Origin of the sequence: Paraburkholderia sp. GAS32, assembly GCF_050434225.1 — a bacterium.
In the GTDB taxonomy this organism is placed as follows: Bacteria; Pseudomonadota; Gammaproteobacteria; order Burkholderiales; family Burkholderiaceae; genus Paraburkholderia; species Paraburkholderia madseniana.
Genome location: NZ_JBNPVS010000028.1, coordinates 16,864 through 35,873 on the forward strand (window position 1 = coordinate 16,864; position 19,010 = coordinate 35,873).

At 61.5% G+C, this 19,010-nt stretch carries 16 protein-coding genes; 12 read left to right on the forward strand and 4 right to left on the reverse strand.

The window, feature by feature from the left end:
- Positions 1 to 72 precede the first annotated feature (72 nt).
- Positions 73 to 744 carry a c-type cytochrome gene (locus P3T25_RS29070; RefSeq protein ID WP_429360254.1) on the reverse strand — a complete coding sequence of 224 codons (672 nt, stop codon included), beginning with the start codon at positions 742 to 744 and terminating at the stop codon, positions 73 to 75.
- 565 nt (positions 745 to 1,309) lie between these two features.
- Here P3T25_RS29070 and P3T25_RS29075 point away from each other — a divergent pair.
- The 7 genes from P3T25_RS29075 to P3T25_RS29105 all read left to right on the forward strand — a co-directional run bounded on the left by P3T25_RS29075 (position 1,310) and on the right by P3T25_RS29105 (position 9,969).
- Positions 1,310 to 2,206 carry an NAD(P)H-binding protein gene (locus tag P3T25_RS29075; RefSeq protein WP_429360256.1) on the forward strand — a complete coding sequence of 299 codons (897 nt, stop codon included), beginning with the start codon at positions 1,310 to 1,312 and terminating at the stop codon, positions 2,204 to 2,206.
- Positions 2,207 to 2,359: 153 nt separating this feature from the next.
- Positions 2,360 to 3,520 (forward strand): efflux RND transporter periplasmic adaptor subunit, encoded by a 1,161-nt coding sequence (locus P3T25_RS29080; protein WP_429360416.1) that lies wholly within the window; start codon positions 2,360 to 2,362, stop codon positions 3,518 to 3,520.
- 12 nt (positions 3,521 to 3,532) lie between these two features.
- Positions 3,533 to 6,694 carry an efflux RND transporter permease subunit gene (locus P3T25_RS29085; protein ID WP_429360258.1) on the forward strand — a complete coding sequence of 1,054 codons (3,162 nt, stop codon included), beginning with the start codon at positions 3,533 to 3,535 and terminating at the stop codon, positions 6,692 to 6,694.
- Complete coding sequence (locus P3T25_RS29090) at positions 6,691 to 6,828, forward strand: hypothetical protein (RefSeq protein ID WP_429360260.1); 138 nt, start codon at positions 6,691 to 6,693, stop codon at positions 6,826 to 6,828. Before P3T25_RS29085 ends, P3T25_RS29090 begins: the two co-directional genes overlap by 4 nt.
- A gap of 26 nt (positions 6,829 to 6,854) precedes the next feature.
- Complete coding sequence (locus P3T25_RS29095) at positions 6,855 to 8,318, forward strand: efflux transporter outer membrane subunit (RefSeq protein WP_429360262.1); 1,464 nt, start codon at positions 6,855 to 6,857, stop codon at positions 8,316 to 8,318.
- Positions 8,319 to 9,097: 779 nt separating this feature from the next.
- Positions 9,098 to 9,499: a transposase gene (locus P3T25_RS29100; RefSeq protein WP_429360264.1), complete on the forward strand. Its 402-nt coding sequence runs from the start codon at positions 9,098 to 9,100 to the stop codon at positions 9,497 to 9,499.
- Positions 9,500 to 9,660: 161 nt separating this feature from the next.
- Positions 9,661 to 9,969, forward strand: a complete 309-nt coding sequence (locus P3T25_RS29105) for a hypothetical protein (RefSeq protein WP_429360266.1) — start codon at positions 9,661 to 9,663, stop codon at positions 9,967 to 9,969.
- 121 nt (positions 9,970 to 10,090) lie between these two features.
- Here P3T25_RS29105 and P3T25_RS29110 read toward each other — a convergent pair whose 3' ends face one another.
- Positions 10,091 to 10,981, reverse strand: coding sequence for an AraC family transcriptional regulator N-terminal domain-containing protein (locus P3T25_RS29110; protein ID WP_429360268.1), 891 nt, complete (start codon positions 10,979 to 10,981; stop codon positions 10,091 to 10,093).
- A gap of 484 nt (positions 10,982 to 11,465) precedes the next feature.
- Positions 11,466 to 12,026, reverse strand: coding sequence for a TetR/AcrR family transcriptional regulator (locus tag P3T25_RS29115; protein WP_429360270.1), 561 nt, complete (start codon positions 12,024 to 12,026; stop codon positions 11,466 to 11,468).
- 119 nt (positions 12,027 to 12,145) lie between these two features.
- On the opposite strand from P3T25_RS29115, the gene P3T25_RS29120 reads away from it, so the two are divergent.
- Positions 12,146 to 12,592 carry a VOC family protein gene (locus tag P3T25_RS29120; protein ID WP_429360272.1) on the forward strand — a complete coding sequence of 149 codons (447 nt, stop codon included), beginning with the start codon at positions 12,146 to 12,148 and terminating at the stop codon, positions 12,590 to 12,592.
- A 79-nt stretch (positions 12,593 to 12,671) separates the two neighbouring features.
- Here the strand turns inward: P3T25_RS29120 and P3T25_RS29125 are convergent, their stop codons facing one another.
- Positions 12,672 to 13,082 carry a VOC family protein gene (locus tag P3T25_RS29125; RefSeq protein ID WP_429360274.1) on the reverse strand — a complete coding sequence of 137 codons (411 nt, stop codon included), beginning with the start codon at positions 13,080 to 13,082 and terminating at the stop codon, positions 12,672 to 12,674.
- A gap of 764 nt (positions 13,083 to 13,846) precedes the next feature.
- Here P3T25_RS29125 and P3T25_RS29130 point away from each other — a divergent pair.
- From P3T25_RS29130 to P3T25_RS29145, 4 genes are read left to right on the forward strand one after another with little or no spacing between them, the layout of a single operon-like run.
- Positions 13,847 to 15,511, forward strand: coding sequence for a cbb3-type cytochrome c oxidase subunit I (locus P3T25_RS29130; protein WP_429360276.1), 1,665 nt, complete (start codon positions 13,847 to 13,849; stop codon positions 15,509 to 15,511).
- A 2-nt stretch (positions 15,512 to 15,513) separates the two neighbouring features.
- A complete protein-coding gene (locus tag P3T25_RS29135; RefSeq protein ID WP_266259857.1) occupies positions 15,514 to 16,110 on the forward strand; it encodes a cbb3-type cytochrome c oxidase subunit II in 597 nt (198 codons plus the stop codon).
- Complete coding sequence (locus tag P3T25_RS29140) at positions 16,107 to 16,694, forward strand: c-type cytochrome (RefSeq protein ID WP_095423608.1); 588 nt, start codon at positions 16,107 to 16,109, stop codon at positions 16,692 to 16,694. The genes P3T25_RS29135 and P3T25_RS29140 overlap by 4 nt, the downstream gene beginning before the upstream one ends.
- 18 nt (positions 16,695 to 16,712) lie before the next feature.
- Complete coding sequence (locus P3T25_RS29145) at positions 16,713 to 19,004, forward strand: heavy metal translocating P-type ATPase (protein WP_429360279.1); 2,292 nt, start codon at positions 16,713 to 16,715, stop codon at positions 19,002 to 19,004.
- Positions 19,005 to 19,010 lie beyond the last annotated feature (6 nt).

Sequence of the window (19,010 nt, forward strand, 5' to 3'; positions counted from 1 at the left end):
AAACGCTGTCAGGTGTTGAGTTGCAACGCCAATCGACGCAATGTTGACGCGCAGATCACGCGTTGTCGGTCGTCAAGGTCTGGTGACCGAAAGGTAAGCCGCAGCCGCTTCGATCTGTGCGTCGTTCAGCGTGGCCGCGACGGCCGTCATCGTTCCCGGCGCTGGCGTTTTCTCCTTCGCGCGCGCCTGAAATTCGTGTAGCCGGGCAACGACAAACGCCGCCGGTTCGCCTGCAATGCCAGGGAAGCGCGCGCCATTGCCTTTGCCGCCGGCCGCGTGGCAAGTGAAACAGGCGGGAACGCCGGATCCTGCACCCATCTCGGCGAGCTGCTTTCCAGCCAGCACCAGGCTTTGTTGCGGCGGCGCACCTTCGGCAAGCGGCGGGTTCTGCTTCGAGAAAAAGGTTGCGAGCTCGCGTATTTCGCTATCGGAAAGATTGTGTGCGACCGTCTGCATGACAGCGCTTGCGCGTGTACCCGCCTTGAACATTGACAATGCGTGCGCGAGATAATCCGGATCTTTGCCAGCAAGCCGCGGCCCGCCGGTTACGGTGCCGGCGCCCAATGCGCCGTGGCACGCGACACAGGTTGCGATGGACGGAGCCTTCGTCCCCCCGGCGGTGTCCTGCGCATTCACTGCGACTGCGGATTGCGCATGACAGGTACTTGCGAGACCGACGAGCGCCGCAACCGAAAGCGGACGCAAGCCGGCGCGCAACATGTTGACAGAACGTGAACCGATCATCGTGACCTTCCCGATATCCTTTGAACAAGCGCCCGGTGAACGACGCGATGGGACGATTCTGCCGGGATGATTCTGACCGGCGAGCGTCGAGCGGATTACGGATCTGTTATCTGGGGCGATAACTGACCGGTCTGCAAGCGACGCCTAGAACGTCATCGCGACGATGCGTCGTCCCGATGCGTGGCTCGCTGACTCTGTGCCTGCGTATGCAGGATTAGGCACAACTCTCGGGGAATCGATGTAACCGATGTGTCGGCAATCGTGGCATCGTTCTCATGCACTTTGCACAGGTTTCGCTGCATCCCGCTGCCGCGTTTTCCGAGCGCGTCAGTTTCATTTTCCACACCACTGCTCACACGAATAGCTAATGAAGCGAACTTTCACTTCGCCAGCTTCGCCCGAACCGTCAGCCGGGCACCCACCGCTGACCGCTATTAGGTCGCTGTCGCCCATTACTTTTGAGCGACGGGGACAGTACGTTTGATGCATGACGAGCGTACGTACCCCACGTTCGCTGAAATGGCTCATCACTCGCCGAGCAAAAAACAGTAGGAGAGAGATTCAAATGAGTAATTCAAACAATCTGCTTGTATTGGGCGCGACGGGGCAAGTAGGAGCGCTCGTCGCTAAGAATTTAAGAAGTAGCGGTGCGCAATTTTCGGCGGGGACGCGAAGAAAAGCGCATCTGGACGCACTCGCAGACCAATTTGGAGCATCGCGCTATATCGATCTCGATGATCCACGAACTTTCGATGAGGCATTGAAAGATGTCACCGGGATTTTTCTTGTGAATGGATATACGGTTGACATGCTCGTGCAGAGCAAAACACTGATTGATGCAGCCCGTCGGAACGGAGTGAGACATATTGTGCATCTGGGCGCATTTACACGGGAGCACGACACCTACGCGACGGTTTTTGCCTGGCATCAGATGATCGAAGCCTATCTTCGCGTCAGCGGCGTTGCTTGGACGAATTTGCATCCCAATATGTTTATGCAGAATTTGCTAGCGGGGTGGCGGGTCGAAGGTGGTCGGTACAGCGTATACACTTCCAAGCCCATTGGGTTTACCGCCTTGGAAGATGTTGCAGAAGCTGCAGCAGTCATTCTCATGGAAGGTCCGGAAAGACACCATGGAAAGGACTATTGGTTTTCTGCAGATGTGCAGGATCCACAGCAAGTGGCCGAAACACTAACCGCGGCTACTGGCTATAAGTTCACAGCGGAGGTTCGTGATCACGAACTTTTTCTGAAGGAAATGGCGCTACCAGCGGGTTCAACGTTCGAATCAGCATATGCAAAGGGAGGAATCGAATTGTTCCGCGAGGTCGAGCACGGAAGAATGGCCTACATCGGAAGCGTGGCAGACGATACAAAAATAATTCTAGGTCGCGAGCCGTTGATGCTCCGGGATTGGGCAAAGCTTCACGCCGATGAGTTGTTGGAAATTGCGAGTAGCTAATTTTCTAATTCTCATTTTGATTTGAGTTCGGCCATGCGTCGTGTAAAGAGCGGTCCACCTGATGGGCTAAAGCGCGTTGATCTGTCGCCGTTTTCAAGTCTCCGTTTTCAAGTAAAGGGGCTGCTTGTGCCTTACTCCGAGCGTTATTGCGCGCTGTTGCGCGCGGGATTTTCTTTGTTTGCCGCCGCGGCGTTGGCCGCCGTTCTCTCGGCGTGCAGCAAGGGCAGTGCGCAGGTGGTGGCACCGCCCCCGGCCGAGGTCAGCGCGGCTCAGGTCGCGGTCAAGCCCGTGCGCCAGTGGGACGAATTCAACGGCCGCATCGCCGCCATCGACGCGGTCGAAGTGCGCGCGCGGGTTAGCGGCTACATCGACCGTATCGCGTTCAAGGAAGGCGACGAGATCAAGTCCGGCGATCTGCTGTTCGTGATCGATCCACGCCCGTACAAGGCCGCCTACGACAGCGCGGAGGCGCAGCTACAACACGCGCACGCGGCGGCTCAACTGGCGCGCGCGCAGGAGCAGCGCGCACGGACGCTGGTCGCGGCCAACGCAATTTCGCGTGAGGAAGTCGACACGCGCCAGGCCGGTCTGGCCCAGGGTGACGCTGACGTGCGAGCGGCGGAGGCGGCGCTGGCCACGGCCAAGCTCAATCTCGGCTTCACCGAGGTGCGCTCGCCGATCGCCGGGCGCGTCAGTCGCGCCATGCTGACCGTTGGCAATCTGGTCCAGGCTGACCAGAGCGTGCTGACCAGCGTCGTCTCGCAGAACCCGGTCTATGTGTACTTCCAACCGGACGAGCAGACCTACCTGCGCTACGCGGCACTCGCGCGCAAAGGCCAGCGGCCAGACTCGGCTAATTCGGTGCGCATCGGCCTCGCCAACGACGTCGGCTTTCCGTATTCCGGTACGGTCAACTTCGTCAACAACCAGGTCGACTCTGCCACCGGCACGATCAATCTGCGCGCGGTGGTACCGAATCCAGACCGCGCGTTGACCCCGGGTCTGTACGCGCGTGTGCAGCTCGAGGGCCGCGCCGAGTTCAGGGCGATGCTGATCGACGACAAGGCGATCATGACCGACCAGGACCGTAAGTATGTCTATGTGGTGGGCCCGAAGCACGAGGCCCTGCGCAAGGACGTCACGCTTGGCGGGTTCGCCGATGGTCTACGTATCGTGCAGTCCGGGCTCGCGCCGGATGATAGGGTCATTGTCGCCGGCCTGCAGAGGATTTTCTTTCCGGGCGCACCAGTGAACGCCAGTACGGTGGTTATGGGCGCGTCGGCAGCAGCTCCAGCTTCGATCGCGGCGAAGTAAGGAAAGCGCGACATGAATATCTCCAAATTCTTTATCGACCGCCCAATCTTCGCGGCGGTGCTATCGATCGTAATCTTCGTCGGCGGCTTGATCGCGATCCCACTGCTGCCGATCAGCGAGTACCCCGAGGTAGTGCCGCCGACCGTGGTTGTGACTGCAACCTATCCCGGCGCCAATCCCAAGGTGATCGCCGAAACTGTTTCGGTGCCGCTAGAGGAGCAGATCAACGGCGCCGACCACATGATGTACATGAAATCGGTGGCCGGTTCAGACGGTGTTTTGCAGATGACGGTCACGTTTGAGCCAGGCACGGATCCCAGCCAGGCCCAGGTCGACGTCCAGAACCGCGTGGCCCAGGCGCTGTCGCGTCTTCCTTCGGAAGTGGTCGCGCTCGGCGTGACCACGCAGAAGCAGTCGCCGACCTTCGCCGTCATGGTCACGCCGTACTCTCCGGACGGCCGCTACGATGCGCTCTACCTGCGCAACTACGCCAACATCAAGATCAAGGACGAACTCGCACGCCTGCCCGGCGTCGGCCAGATACGAATGTTCGGCGGCGGGGACTACGCGATGCGCGTTTGGATCGATCCGAGCAAGGTCGCATCCCGCGGTCTGACCGCGGGCGACGTGGTCCGCGCGATGCAGGATCAGAACATCCAGGTGTCGGCTGGCCAGCTTGGCGCTGAACCCATTAAAGGCGGTAGTGATTTTATGATCGCCATCAATGCGCGGGGCCGTTTGCAATCGCCCGAGGAGTTCGGCAACGTTGTGCTTAAGACAGGCGCCAACGGCGAGGTCGTGCGCCTCGCCGACGTAGCGCGCATCGAACTTGGCTCTAGCGACTACACCCTGCGTGGCGCGGTTGATGGCAGGTATACCACGGCCATCGGCGTGTTTCAGGCGCCGGGAGCCAACATGTTGACCGTACGCGATGCTGTGATCGCGAAGATGGACGACTTGTCCAAGCAGTTCCCGCCCGGCATGACCTACCATTCGTACTACGACAGCACGATTTTCGTGCGCGATTCGATCAAAGCCGTGGCGCACACGCTGGGCGAGGCGATTCTATTAGTCGTGCTGGTGGTAATTCTGTTCCTCCAGACCTGGCGCGCCTCGATCATTCCGCTGATCGCGGTGCCGGTGTCGGTAGTCGGCACTTTCGCTGTGCTGTATGTGCTCGGTTTCTCGATCAACACACTGACCTTGTTTGGCCTCGTGCTGGCGATCGGCATCGTCGTCGACGACGCGATCGTCGTGGTCGAGAACGTCGAACGAAATATCGAGGAAGGGCGCACGCCGCTGGAAGCGGCGCATCAAGCTATGAGGGAGGTTTCCGGACCAATCGTGGCCATTGCGCTGGTGCTTTGCGCGGTGTTCGTGCCGATGGCCTTCCTGACCGGCGTCACTGGTACCTTCTACAAGCAGTTCGCGGTGACCATCGCGATCTCGACAGTGATCTCGGCGATTAACTCGTTGACCTTGTCGCCAGCGCTTGCGGCCAAGCTCCTACACGCGCACGACTCGCCCAAGGACGCGGTTTCTCGCGGAATTGAGCGCGCGTTCGGCTGGGTGTTTGGCCCGTTCAACCGCTTCTTCAAGGTGAGTTCGGACAAGTACCAGGGTTCGGTATCGCGCATCCTCAAGCGCCGTGGCGCGGCGTTCGCGGTCTACGCGGTGCTACTCGTGGGCACGGGCCTTATGTTCAACAACGTACCGCGCGGCTTTATCCCGACCCAGGACAAGCTCTACCTGATCGCTGGCGTGAAACTGCCGGATGGCGCTTCGATCAGCCGCTCCGACGCGGTCGTGAAGCGAATGGACAAAATGGCCCTGGAGACAGAAGGCGTTGACCACACGGTTTCGTTCGCTGGCCTCAACCCAACCCAGTTCACCAACACGCCCAACTACGCCATAGCGTTCGTGATTCTGAAGAAGTTCGACGAGCGTCACGTCAGCGCCAAGCAGATCGCCGATGCGATCCAGGCCAAGCTCGGCACGATCAAGGAAGGCATGGCGTTTGTCATGATGCCGCCGCCGATCCTCGGGCTCGGCAACGGCGCCGGCTATTCGCTGTTCGTCGAAGATCGTGCTGGAAGAGGTTACGGCGAGTTGCAACAAGGCGTGGGCGCGCTGCAAGGCGCACTCATGAAGCAGCCGGGTATGGGCTTCCCGTTTTCGGGCTACCAGTCCAACGTGCCGCAGCTCGACGTGAATGTGGACCGCCTCAAGGCCAAGACACAAGGCGTGGCGCTAAGCGACCTGTTCGAGACCTTGCAGGTCTATCTCGGTTCCAGCTATGTCAACGATTTCAATCTGTTTGGCCGCACCTGGCGTGTGTATGCGCAGGCTGAGGGCGACTACCGTAAAAAGGTCGAAGACATTGGCAACCTGAAAACACGCAATGCTCAGCGCGAGATGGTGCCGATCGGCTCGATGGTGAACATCAAGCAGAGCTACGGACCCGATCCGGTGATCCGTTACAACGGCCATCCGGCCGCTGATTTCGTCGGCGAGGCTAACCCGGCTCTGCTCTCATCCGCACAGGCGATGGACAAGATCACCGAGATTGCCGAAAAGGTGCTACCGAACGGCATGAGCTTCGAATGGACCGACCTGAGTTTCCAGGAAGCCACCCAGGGCAAGGCCTCGTTGCTCGTGTTTCCGGTCGCGATCCTGCTGGCTTTCCTCGTACTCGCCGCGCTATACGAGAGTTGGGTGCTGCCGCTTGCGGTAATCCTGATTGTGCCGATGTGCATGCTTTCGGCGCTGACTGGTGTCAAGTTGTTCGGCGGCGACAACAACACCTTTGTGCAGGTCGGACTGGTAGTGCTGATGGGCCTGGCGTGCAAGAACGCGATCCTGATCGTGGAATTCGCGCGCGAGCTGGAATTCCAGGGTAAGGGCATCGTGGAGGCCGCGCTCGAAGCATGCCGATTGCGTCTACGTCCGATCGTGATGACCTCGGTGGCATTCATCGCTGGCACCGTTCCGCTGGTGCTCTCTCACGGCGCTGGCGCCGAGGTTCGCTCGGCCACCGGCATCACCGTGTTCGCCGGGATGATCGGTGTGACCCTGTTCGGTCTCTTCCTCACGCCGGTGTTCTACGTCGGTCTGCGCAAGCTGTCCGGACGCAAGCTGGTCCAGCATGGCAAGGGCAGCATGGCGCACGATTGAAGCCCGGCAAGGTGCTGATCGGTGCCGGGGCCGCGCTCGCCTACGGTATCGACGACAACGGTCGTCAGCCGCCCTCGCCTGCGCCAACGCTCGGGTCGTTGGTGCAGGCGCATCAGGTGGTGGTAGGCCGATAAACGAATTCCCTGGAGAAGCAATCGCCATGTGCAGTTCAACTCAGTCCCTGCTGATCGCAACCAGCCTGACCCTGGCCGGTTGCGCGGTCGGCCCCGATTACCACCGGTCCGACCTGCCTGTGCCCGCGCAGTACGCGCGCCAGGAGGCTACGCCCGCATCGAGCGTTGCCGGCATCGCCGCGCCGCGCCCCACCGACATACAGTTCTGGCAGGCGTTCGGCGATCCGCAGTTGACCCAACTCGTTGAACAGGCGCTGGCCGCGAACAACGATCTGCGCAGTGCGCTGGCGAACTATGATCGCGCCAGCGCGCTGTTGCGTGAGGCCAAGTTCGACTACGTGCCGACCATCACTGCCAGTGCGAATGGGGGCCATCAGACGCTGAGCGTGACGCAGGTCGTGCCCGGCACGCCGCGCTCGTTCCGCAGCTACGACCTCGAGGCCAACGCGAGCTGGGAACTCGATCTGTGGGGCCGCGTGCGTCGCGAAGTGGAGTCGGCGCGCGCTGACACCGCGGCCAGCCGCGCCGATCTCGCCGCCTTGCAGGTGTCGATCGCCGGCGAGACCGCGAGCACCTACGTGCAACTGCGCGGCCTGCAGGAGCGCTTGCGCGTGGCGCGCGAGAACGCCAACAACCAGCGCGAAACATTGAACCTCGTCGAAGCACGATACAACGCCGGCAGCGACACCGACTACGAGCTTGCGCTCGCGCGATCCCAGTTCGAGACCACCTCCTCTCGCGCGCCCGCGCTCGAGGCACAGGTGGCGGTGGCCGAGCATCGCCTCGCCGTGCTGACCGGCCGCCCGCCCGAGGCGCTGATCGCCGAACTCGATGCGCCCAAGCCGCTGCCGGCCCTGCCCGCGGACATCGATCCCGGCACGCCGGCTGACCTGATCCGTCGCCGTCCCGACATCGCCGCGGCGGAAGAACGATTGCATTCGGCGACCGCGCGGGTCGGCGTTGCCACGGCCGACCTGTTCCCGAAGTTTTCCTTAAGCGGGCTGATCGGCACGCAGGCGTTCGCCCCCAGCGCGCTGTTTCACAGCGGTACCGGCATGAATTCGGCCTTCCTCGGTATCGACTGGTCCTTTCTCGACATCGGCCGCGTACGCGCTCGCATTGCCGCGAGCCGCGCCGATGCGGCCGGCCTGCTCGCGCAGTACCAGCAGACCGTGCTGCTCGCGCTGGAGGACACGGAGAACGCGCTGATCCGTGACGCGCGCACTCGCAGCGAGGACGCGCAGCTCGAGCGCGCCGCGCGCGACAGCGCGGAGGCGGCGCGGCTGGCCCGCGTGCGCTACCAGGCCGGGATCATAGGCCTGTTCGAAACTCTCGACACCGAACGCCAAATGCTCTCCGCCCAGGATGCCGCGGCCGATAGCCGCACGCGCAGCGCCACGGCCGCGGTCGCGCTCTATCAGGCGCTGGCCGGCGGCTGGCCGCAGAAACTGCCGGACAGCTCGGCAGGCTCCAGCATGGCTCTCTGGTAGGCTGGAGCAAGAAAGCCACGATCTGGACATCGCCGTGGGGCCTCAGCCCGAGACAGCGTCGCACTGCGAATCCGCGACAAGTTGCATCGTAAGATGTTCTAGCGCCGCTACTCTACGGCCATCTCGCAGTTCGCCGGCTTCGTCGAACGCTTGACATGCGTGCCGTACCAGGACTGTGGAAAGGAACGCCACCTTCAGGTCTATCTCGATCGATACACGCATTTTAAGTGCGGCGACGTCGACGCCAAACCCGTCAGCCGAAACGGCGGTCAATGCGTATACCGGTCGGAGTCGCTCTGGCGACTGTCGTCGTTCGGCCTCTATCTGGTGGCTTGCTCTCTTCCACCGAGCCTCGTCGCCGACGATCGCACATTCAACGGTTTTGTGCGAAGCAACCGTTTACGAAAGATGGCACGGTGCCCGCGTATCGGGTACCGCAATCGTGCGAGAGTTGTACCTGATCCTGCAAAAGAAAAATCAACGGATGTCGGGATGAGTAAGTCCTCATTGCATCATCATTTCAAGGCAATTGCGGATAGATCCGCTCGTGCATCGTTCGCAGGATCAGGCACAGCTCTCGGCGGATTGATGTAACCGATGCGTCGCCATCCGTGGCATCGTCTTCTCACGGCATGGTTAGGCCGTAGTGGGTATCTGGGCTTGATCGAAGAGGGTGTTCGAGGTCGCGCTGGACTATCGTCAAGGCAACTCGAAGCACTGTGGACGAGAAGGGCGCGCTGCGAGTCGGCACACCGGAGTTAGCTTTGTTGAGGTGAAATATGATGCTGGCAGACGATTTAGGAGACAACGAGTGGGAGTTGGTCGAAGCGTTGTTCTGTGCGAAGCCCGCGCGGAGCGAGCGGCGCGGCCGGCCGCGCGCGGAAGCGCGTGCAGTTCTCAATGCGGTGCTATGGGTGCTCTCGACCGGCGAACGCTGGTCCAGGCTGCCGGGCCGCTACCCGTCGCCGCCTACATGCAGGCGCCGCTTTGACGAGTGGCAGGCGGATGGCACGCTTGCCGAAATAATCAGGCGTCTCAACTCGAGCGGCCGCGAAATTTCGCCGCGCGGCAGCATCGGCGTCACCGCCGCCAAACCGCCGGCACAGCCTGGCAGCGATCGCCTGCGCGGCGCCTTCTGGACCAACCCGCCGTCCTTGCGGGCGCCGGTCAGGATGGCGTAACGCACGACGAACTGTCCGATGAGGATGGCTTCATCCGACACGAAGACAGTCTGCGAAGGGCGGTCATGACGGAAACGGGATGACGATGAACCGGAGCGGCGTTTTCATGCGAAACACAACGGTTTTGCCTCCTGGCCAGAAAGCGTAGAAATTAGCCTGATATGCCTGTCGACCTTGAACAGCTAAGAAAGCTGGCGGAAGCCATGACGGGTGAGGCGGCTGATACCCTTCGGCAAGCGGCCAGCGAGATTGGACTCCTTCGCAGGCACCTATTTGAGGCGCATGCCAGTAATGCGGACAGCGAACGGCTCGACTGGCTAAGTGAGCAGGCTCATGAAGAGTATTGTGATCCGGTGCGTCGCACTTACTTTGCGCTGCCCCGCATCGTGACGAAGAAAAATGATGTAAGCGCTACGACATTGAGAGAGGCTATCGACCTCGTTCGCATGCCTCACCATCACGACGTGTAGGAAGATCTTCAACCCGCTGCATCTGTGCGATCGGCAAAAGGCTCGAGCTTGTTGGGAGGACCGTTCTCGAACCTGAAGGAGCTCCCGCGGACATGTTGGGATCGGTGAGAGCTACCTCCGTTCATGCATGAGTGCTGCCATTCATGTGCTGCTGTGGCGATACCCCGTATAGCCGACTGTATTCGCGACTGAACTGCGAGCGGCTTTGATAGCCCACCGCATAGCCGGCGCTGCCGATGTTCCTACGCTCGATCTGTATTAGCCGACGTGCCTCGTAAAGTCGGAGTTGCTTTTGGTACTGCATGGGCGTAAGGCGGGTGATTGCCTTGAAATGATGATGCAATGAGGACTCGCTCATCCCGACATGGTCGGCAAGGTCCGTGATCCGCAGCGGTTGCTCGTAGTGCTTGCGCAGCCAGGCGATCGCCTTGGCTATCCCGTTGGCTGGACTGTCAGCTACGGCCAGTTGCAGCAGGCGTCCGCCATGCGGCCCGGATAAAAGCCGGTAAATGATCTCCTGCTCGATAAGGGGTGCCATCGGCCCGATGTCGCCAGGAGCATTCAGCAGGCGTAACAGGCGAAGCGTCGCATCCAGCAAGTCGAGGCTCGCACGGGCGACAATGACACTGCATGCACCTTCGGTTGCCGTGGGGGGGGGCGGCAAGTCCACCCGCGCGAGCACTTCGTGTAGACGCTCCGGAGAAATCGCCATACCTAGTCCAAGACACGGCTGTTCTGCGCTAGCCTCTATAACCCGAAATGCCACGGGAACATCGAACGACACAAACAGGTAGTCGCCGACACCGTAATGTTGGACCTGTCCACCGAGTTCGATGCTCATTCTGCCCTGTATCACCATCGCGAACGTCGGGGATTGCGCACAATGGACCAACGCCGAACGGGAAGTATGCCGCCCTATTAATAGGCTATCGACAGCCGTGGCGTTGGCACCTTCGTCTTTTGCATGACGGGCGACCAGCTGGGAAATTTCCTTGAAGGCATGGAGTCTCATGGTGGGCAACGAAACCGTGTACTAGTCCTCCCATGGTAGCCCCAGATAGATTCGCCTGTGTGTCCGTTTGCAGGATTAGGCACAACTCTCGGGGGATTGATGCAACCGATGCGTCGGCATCCGTGGCATCGTTCGCATGCCGTCGATTCTCAAAGGTTTCACTGCATGTCACTGCCGGGCTTCCCGAGTGCGCTTCGCTTCGATGTCAAGGACATAGCCCGCTTGCCCGACCACGATGGTGGGGGGCACGGCGGCTAGGTCAGGGATAAAAAATAGCAATGCCGAAAGTACGCCAGACAATCAAAGACGATAGCGATCGGCTTGCATGTACGGGCATAACAAGCGAGTTGAAAATCAGGTGACGCATATCCCTACGACGAAGGATCTGTCCTTAGTCACCAACGGTCCCGTCCTATCAGAGCTGGCCGCCGGAATTGGGCGATCGCCGCGCTCATTGTTGACCCGCTGATTCTCGGAGCGGGCGCTATGCTGGTCTACCTAACGCCGCAAGGACGATATTGCGCGCGTGGAGCAGGACGGATTTTTGCTCGTCGGGGGAAACCTCTACGAACCCGAGTCCTCGGAGCAGAAAAATACCTTCAACAGCCAGCAGTGCGTGACGGACTTCAGCAAGCTCGCCATATTCCGATCGAAGCGGATCGAGCAGAGCGCGGTAATGGCGTCGCACCGGCTCCAGCATGTCAGGGGCGTGCACCAAGGCGGTTACGAGAAAAGCCGCCTTTTGGGTTGTGGCGTCGTCCTCGTCCAGTGCTTCCTCGATATACGCGAGGACCAATTCGACCGGCCCAGCCGGTCCACTGCCCAGTCGCCGACGCACTGCCTCCTGAAAGCGGGCTACTTCTCGTTCTAGCGCCGCGTGTATCAATGCATCCTTAGTTGCAAAGCTATAGACGAGACCGCCCTTGCTGATTCCCGCGCGCTCGGCGACGGCATCGAGCGTGAAATTTCGGCCGCCAGATTCGAGGATTACGGCCTCGGCAGCATCTAAAACCCTGTCTTTGTCGATTTCCTTTTTTCGCGTCACAACAACCCCTTGCTTTTCTGACTGGCCAGTCGGATAATATTTTCGACTGGCCAGTCAGATTAGCGCAGCGATGCTCGCGGCGCAAGATTGTTTCTCAGCTAACTCCTTGGGGGTACGTTATGAACGAACATGAAAAGGAAGATCTGTTGCCTGTCGTGACCCTTGGTCACTTTGTTATGAAAGTGCAAGATGTCGAGGCGAGCTATCGCTTTTATATCGGTTTAGGTCTGCGCGCATTCGGCACCTTTCCCGGAATGGCGGTCGTTGAAATGCGTGGTGGCACGCATTTGCTGCTGTTCCAAAAGGGCGATGATCAAGCTGGCGCTTTGCTGAACAGTCAGAATGGCCAGAGGCCTGATTTCAGCAGCGAAAAAATAGACCTGATGATCGCGGGGCGTACAAAAGCTGATCTGGAATCCTACAGGGTCGGCCTGATCGGTAAAGGATATTCACCGTCAGCTATCGCGGATGGCGAGCTATACGGCCACCACTATTTCTCGATGCATGATCCCGATGGCAATGGCATCAGTTTCTATACCAGCCACTGCAGCGATAAGCCCGTTTGATATTACAGCGGGTCAGTCGCGCAGCATCCGCCCATTTCGCTTTATTTCTCTTCACCTGGCCCGCTCTCCAAATATCGGCCTATCCGCCCTTGGCCAACCTTGACCGGATCTCGGCAGCCGAGAGGTCGCGGTGATGTGTGGCAATTTGCCATGTGTTTCCCCACGGATCTCTTACCATTGCTCGCCTGTCGCCGTATGGCATGTCGGTCGGAACTTCCAGCGAGATCGCATTCGCCGCAATCGCTCGCTGGAAGGTCGAATCGGCGTCCTCAACGTAGACATACAGAAATGCCGGCATCGGATCGCGAAGGCCGTCTCCGCCGCTAACCATCACGACGGAATCGCCGATCATGATTTCGGCAGGCAGCCCGCGACGGAATTCGCCCTGTGCCTGAAACACCATTTTGATGAATGTGATCAGGTTTTCCGGATCCCGTACGACGATTCGGGGCGTGACGGTATGCCATCCATCAGGCTTAAATTTAGCCATGTTGCGCAGCCTCGGAAGAGATTCGCAAGGGCATTGTCCTCCGAGCGCCGGATGTCCGCAAAGGGGGGTGGTCGTTGAGATGTCGCTCGCCCGAAGGACGGCATTGGGTCGCGTGCTGCCGACCACCGCCGTCCAAGCCCAAAGCGGTTATGCGATTCGCATGAGGCAGTGCCCGGCCATCTACGGCCCTTGGGCCGCGCTTTCGCGCGGACATTTGAGCGTCGGTTACGCCCAGGTACCGGACATTCGGGTACAGACTCGATCCAGAAAGTCGTCGGCCATAACGGCCGTTCGCGTCGGCCCCCCGCCTCGCCTTGCGAAGGTCTGCTTCCGAGCGTGAAGATGTTGCTTCGGATACCAAACGGATATGCCGCGCTGTTCTGTCAATACCTGCATCCGCACCCATCGCAGTCATGCAACGCCAGCGCCGATGCGTTTTCGAAAAAACATCACAGTGACGTCTGCTGGTTGTTTGGCAGGTAACGCGACTTGACAGGTCCACGGGTGCATGGGACATGCCCAGCGGAACACGCGCCGCCGCGGCGCGGATGCATATCAATAAAGCATGAATCGCATCGCAAAAATGCATATTACATATGTGAGCGCGAGTCCCATACTGCTTTTCAGCCGACGTGCCGGGGTCGACAACCGTCTGCATACGGCGATTGTGGTGGACGAAATAAGTCACGGGGATTCCCCAGAGTCGCACAAGCGTGACCGATGTCACCACCGATTTCCTTCGAACAAATGGGGGCTTTACAGCCATGACGCTCACACTCGGCGCGTTGCTCGCGCTGTCGTTTCTCATTTCCGTGCTCGGGCTCTTCATGTTCATATGGGCACAGACACGGGGTTTGATGCGGGCCGGCCCCGAGGCGGCACAAGTGATATTCGAAACCGGTGAACTTGGCACGGTCGAAGAACCCGCGATTTCGTCGACGCAACGCAGCGCGCTGCAGAGGGCCGAAAGCAATGGCAACGCTTCGACGCCGCACGGCGACGCGCAACGAGCCGTGCACACGCGGCCTGATTTGCTGGCCCGCGAAGCGCAGGACAGGTCGAGCCGCACCGCCGCGTTCGCGTTTCTCGCGTCGTCGATCCTGTGGCTGGTGCTCGGCTCGCTCGCCGGCCTGGTCGCCTCGCAAAAGCTGACGTCGCCGGATTTTCTGGTCCAATCGGCCTGGCTGACGTTCGGCCGCATCAGAACCGCGCACTTGAATATGGTGATCTATGGCTGGGCATCGATGGCAGGACTGGGCATCTCGTTATGGATGCTGCCGCGGCTGCTGAAGACCCGTCTCGTCGGCGAGCACTACGCCGTCGCGGGTGCCGGTCTATGGAATGCCGGCGTCGCGGCCGGTGTCGTGGCGATACTCGCGGGCTGGACGGACGGCCTGCAGTGGCTCGAGATTCCGTGGCAGATCGGCATTCTTCTGGCGCTAGGCGGCGCACTGTCAGCCGTGCCGCTATTTTTGACGCTATCCCGCCGCAATGTGGACCACCTGTACGTTTCGGTCTGGTACATCGCTGCGGCCCTGCTCTGGTTTCCGATCCTGTATGTCGTCGCGAAAGTGCCGTACGTGCATTTCGGCGTGGAGCAGGCGATCGTCAACTGGTGGTTCGCACACAACGTGCTTGGCTTGTGGCTTACGCCGTTCGGTCTTGCTTCGGCCTATTACTTCATCGCGAAGGTGCTCGGCCGTCCTATCTACTCGTACAACCTCTCGCTGGTCGGCTTCTGGGCGCTGGCGATGTTCTATAGCCAGGCCGGCATTCACCATCTGCTCGGCGGCCCCGTGCCAGCGTGGCTGCAAAGCGTTTCGGTCGTGCAAAGCGTGATGATGCTGATCCCCGTCCTCGCGGTCGGCGTCAATCAGCACATGACGGTGGTCGGGCGCTTCGCGACGCTGCGATATTCGCCCACGCTGCGCTTCGTCGTACTGGGCGCCGCGCTGTACACACTCGTTTCGCTGCAAGGCTCGCTCGAAGCCGTGCCGTTCTTCAATCGCCTCGTGCACTTCACACAGTACAAGGTCGCGCATGCGCACCTCGGCCTGTACGGCTTTTACTCGATGATCATGTTCGGTTCGATCTATTTCGTGATGCCACGCGTACTGGAGCGGGAGTGGCCCTATCCGAAGTTGATTTCCCTCCATTTCTGGCTGGCTGTGATCGGCTTCGCGATCTACTTCGTGTTTTTGAGCATCGGCGGTGTTCTGCAGGGCATCGCAATGCTTGATGCCACGCGGCCCTTCATGGATTCCGTCAACGTGCTCGCGCCTTACCTGAGAGCCAGAACGTTCGGTGGCGTGCTGATGACCGCCGGGCACCTCGTATTCGCATGGCACTTCTTCGCGATGCTACTCGACCGTGGGACGATCCGCTCCGGCCAGGCGCTTATCGGCGGCGCGCCGTCCACAGGAGTCTGACCATGAACCGGGTTCTCACCATCGTCATCGGCGCGCTGATCATGCTGGCGATCGCCACGCTCGTGCTGGTCGCATTGCCGTATCGCGAGTTGCAGGACGAATCGCCGCCCGAACAGCTAAAGCCGTACACCATCGCACAACTGCGCGGCCGCGCCACATACGTCAACATGGGTTGCGTGTATTGCCACTCGCAGCAGCCGCGGGCGGCGACCCTGGGTCCGGACGCATTGCGCGGCTGGGGTCGCCCGTCGGTATCGGCCGACTATGCGTACGACTACCCGCACCTGCTGGGCGTGTCGCGCACCGGCCCGGATCTGTTCAACATCGGCGCACGGCAGCCTAGCGTCGACTGGCATCTCGCTCACCTGTACCAGCCACGCAGTGTGACGCCTGGAAGCGTGATGCCGTCGTACCCGTTCCTCTTCAAGGTGGTCGCGCATCCTGGACCGAACGACAAGGTCGTGACGCTGCCGCCGCAATTCACGCCAGCCGGCGGCCAGGTCGTCGCCACGCAGGAGGCGCTCGATCTCGTCGCTTACCTGACTGCACTCAATCATACGTATCCCGTTCCCGCCACTGAATCCGGAGTGACGAAATGAAACACGACACGCAGCACGACACGATCCAGACACGGGAGTATGCGGAACCCATCGAACAGGCGAATCCGGTGCCCTGGCTTCTCGGGCTCGTCGGCGCATCGCTAGCAGTCTGGGGCGTCAGCTATTTCCTGCTCAATCCGGACCTCGCGCCCGCCAGCGCCAAAGACACCAGCCGCGACGCCGTGACGAGCGCCGCAGCACCCGCCGCGGCCGACGGCGCGCAGATTTTCGCGAGCCGCTGTGCGTCCTGCCATCAGGCAAACGGCGCCGGCCTGCCTGGCGTGTTTCCACCACTGGCCGGCTCTGCATGGGTGAACGGCGACGCGAAGACCGTCTCGCGCATCCTGCTACTGGGCATCAACGGCAAGATCGACGTTGCCGGCGCAACCTTCAACGGCACGATGCCCGCCTTTGGCACGACCCTTTCCGACGCGGAAATCGCGGCGGTGGCCACGCACGTTCGCGCGAGCTTCGGCAACAAGTCGGCTGCACTGACAGCCGACCTTGTGAAGGGCGAGCGAACCGCTCTGGGCACTCGGACGACGCCGTGGGCAGGCGGCGACGAACTCTCGAAGCAGCCGTAGAGCCGGACGAAACGTAAAATGCAATCCAACCTTCCAGATAGTGCGCTGCTGGATGTGCGCGGCATGTGGTGCACCAGTTGCGCGAACGCATTGGAAACCATGCTGCGGCGCCAGCCCGGCGTGCTCGCCGCGAGCGTCAGTTTCGCGGCTGAGTCCGCCTCGCTGCAATGGGATCCGCTCGCGACGTCGCTTGAGCGCCTGCTGCAGCGCACGGCCAAACTCGGATACGCGTGCATCCCCGAAGGCGCGGGGCACGACCGGCGCGCGCATTTCGCGAAAATCCGCCATGACCTGATGGCCCGGCTCGTGGTTGCCGTGTTCTTTTCGATGTGGGTAATGCCGGCGCAATGGGCGCTGTACGTTGCGCCCGAGGGCAGTCTTTCGCCGGCCGCACGATTTGGGCTGGCGTTGTTTGCAGGGCTCGCCGCCATGCCGGTGATCGGCTACGGTGCGCTGCCGTTTTTCCGCGCGGCGTGGCGCACGCTGCGCGCTCGAGCGCCGGGCATGGACGTCCTCGTCGCGACCGGGGCCGGCGGGTCCTGCCTGCTTTCGGTATGGCAGTTGATACGGGGCGAGTCGACCGTCTATTTCGATTCCGCCGCAATGATCGTGGTCTTCCTGTTGGCCGGCAGGCTGCTCGAAACGACCGTGCGAAGCCAATCGGCCGACGCCGTACGCAGCCTGCTCGAATTACCGCCTGAAACCGCGCACGTGATCGATGCGTCCGGCGCCGAAACGCAAGTCCTTGCCAAGCGGGTGGAACGCGGCAGCGCGGTTCGGGTGTGCCCTGGCGAGCGCGTTCCGCTCGACGGCGTCATCACGCAAGGCGTGTCGTCGCTGGATCGCTCGCTGCTGACCGGCGAAACGGCGTTCATCACGGTCGAACCCGGCGACGTGGTGGAAGCTGGTGCGCTCAATGGAGATGGCGAACTGGTGGTGCTGGTCGAGCGCGCCTGGGGCAAGCGTCGCGTGGATCTGATCGCGCATAGCGTGCGGCAGATGCTCGCGCGCAAGACGGCGACCCAGGCACTCGCCGAACGGTTCACCCGCTACCTCGTGCCAGCCATCTGCGGGGTCGCGACGCTCGCCTTGCTGTGGAACGCAGCCGAGGGTATTGCCATCGCCGCCGCGCTCGAACGCGCCGTGGCGGTGCTCGTCATTACCTGCCCCTGTGCGCTCGGTATGGCCGTTCCGCTCGCGCTTACCGCTGGGGCGGGGCGAGCGGCGCGCGCGGGCGTGCTGTTCCGGGATGTCGAGGCGATCGAGAAGGCCGGCCGCATCGACCTCTTCTGCTTCGACAAGACCGGAACACTGACCGAAGGCTCGCCCCGGCTCGTCCAGTCGCAATGTGCCGACAGCGTGAGCACCGTCGACCTGTTCGTCGACGCGGCGATCGCCGAGCGCGGCAGCGAGCATCCGCTCGCAAAGGCTATCGAATCATTGGTACCGCCGTCATGCCGTGCAACCGTCGATGGCGCGACGGGAACGTCCCGCGCAACGCCCGGGGCGGGGGTGGAATGGATCGGCGCGGACGGCTCTCGCATTCTCGCCGGCAGTGCGTCCTTTCTCGCCGGGCTCGGCGTACCGGTTCCGGACACGGCAGCCACGCATACGACGGTACATGTCGCGCGCGATGGGCGGTGGCGCGGCACGCTGCATTTCGCGGACGCGCCGCGTGCCGGTGCACGCCGCGCGCTGGCCACGTTGCGGACGACTGGCGCGGCGCTCGCAATGCTGACCGGCGACGAGCCGGCCGTCGGCTTGTGCGTCGCCGAGGCTGTCGGCATTGACTCCGGCGCCGTGTACGCGGGCCAGTCGCCGGAAGAGAAGGCCCGTCGCATCGTCGCTGCGCAGGCAGCGGGAACGAAGGTCGCGTTCATCGGTGACGGTCTCAACGACGCGCCCGCGCTCGCGGCGGCCGATCTCGGCATCGCCGTCGCCAACGCGACGGCGTCGTCGGTGGCCGCCGCATCGATCGTACTGGTCGAGGGCGGCATCGAGCAGCTCAATGCCGCGCTGGCGATCGCACGGCGCACGGCGCGCGTGATGCGCCAGAACCTCATTGCCGCAGCCATCTACAACTTGCTTGCCGTGCCGCTCGCGTTATCCGGAGTCGTGTCGCCAGCAATGGCAGCCGCGTTGATGATCGCGAGCTCACTTTCGGTGACGCTCAATTCGTCCCGCCTCGCTGCCGGCGCAATTAACCGGGACGGCGCTACTGCTGACACGTTCGACACGGACACCGCACATCACCGCAGCACACAGGATCCGGATCTGCAGCGGCCACCTGCGCCGATGTTCAACACCTGACAGAAG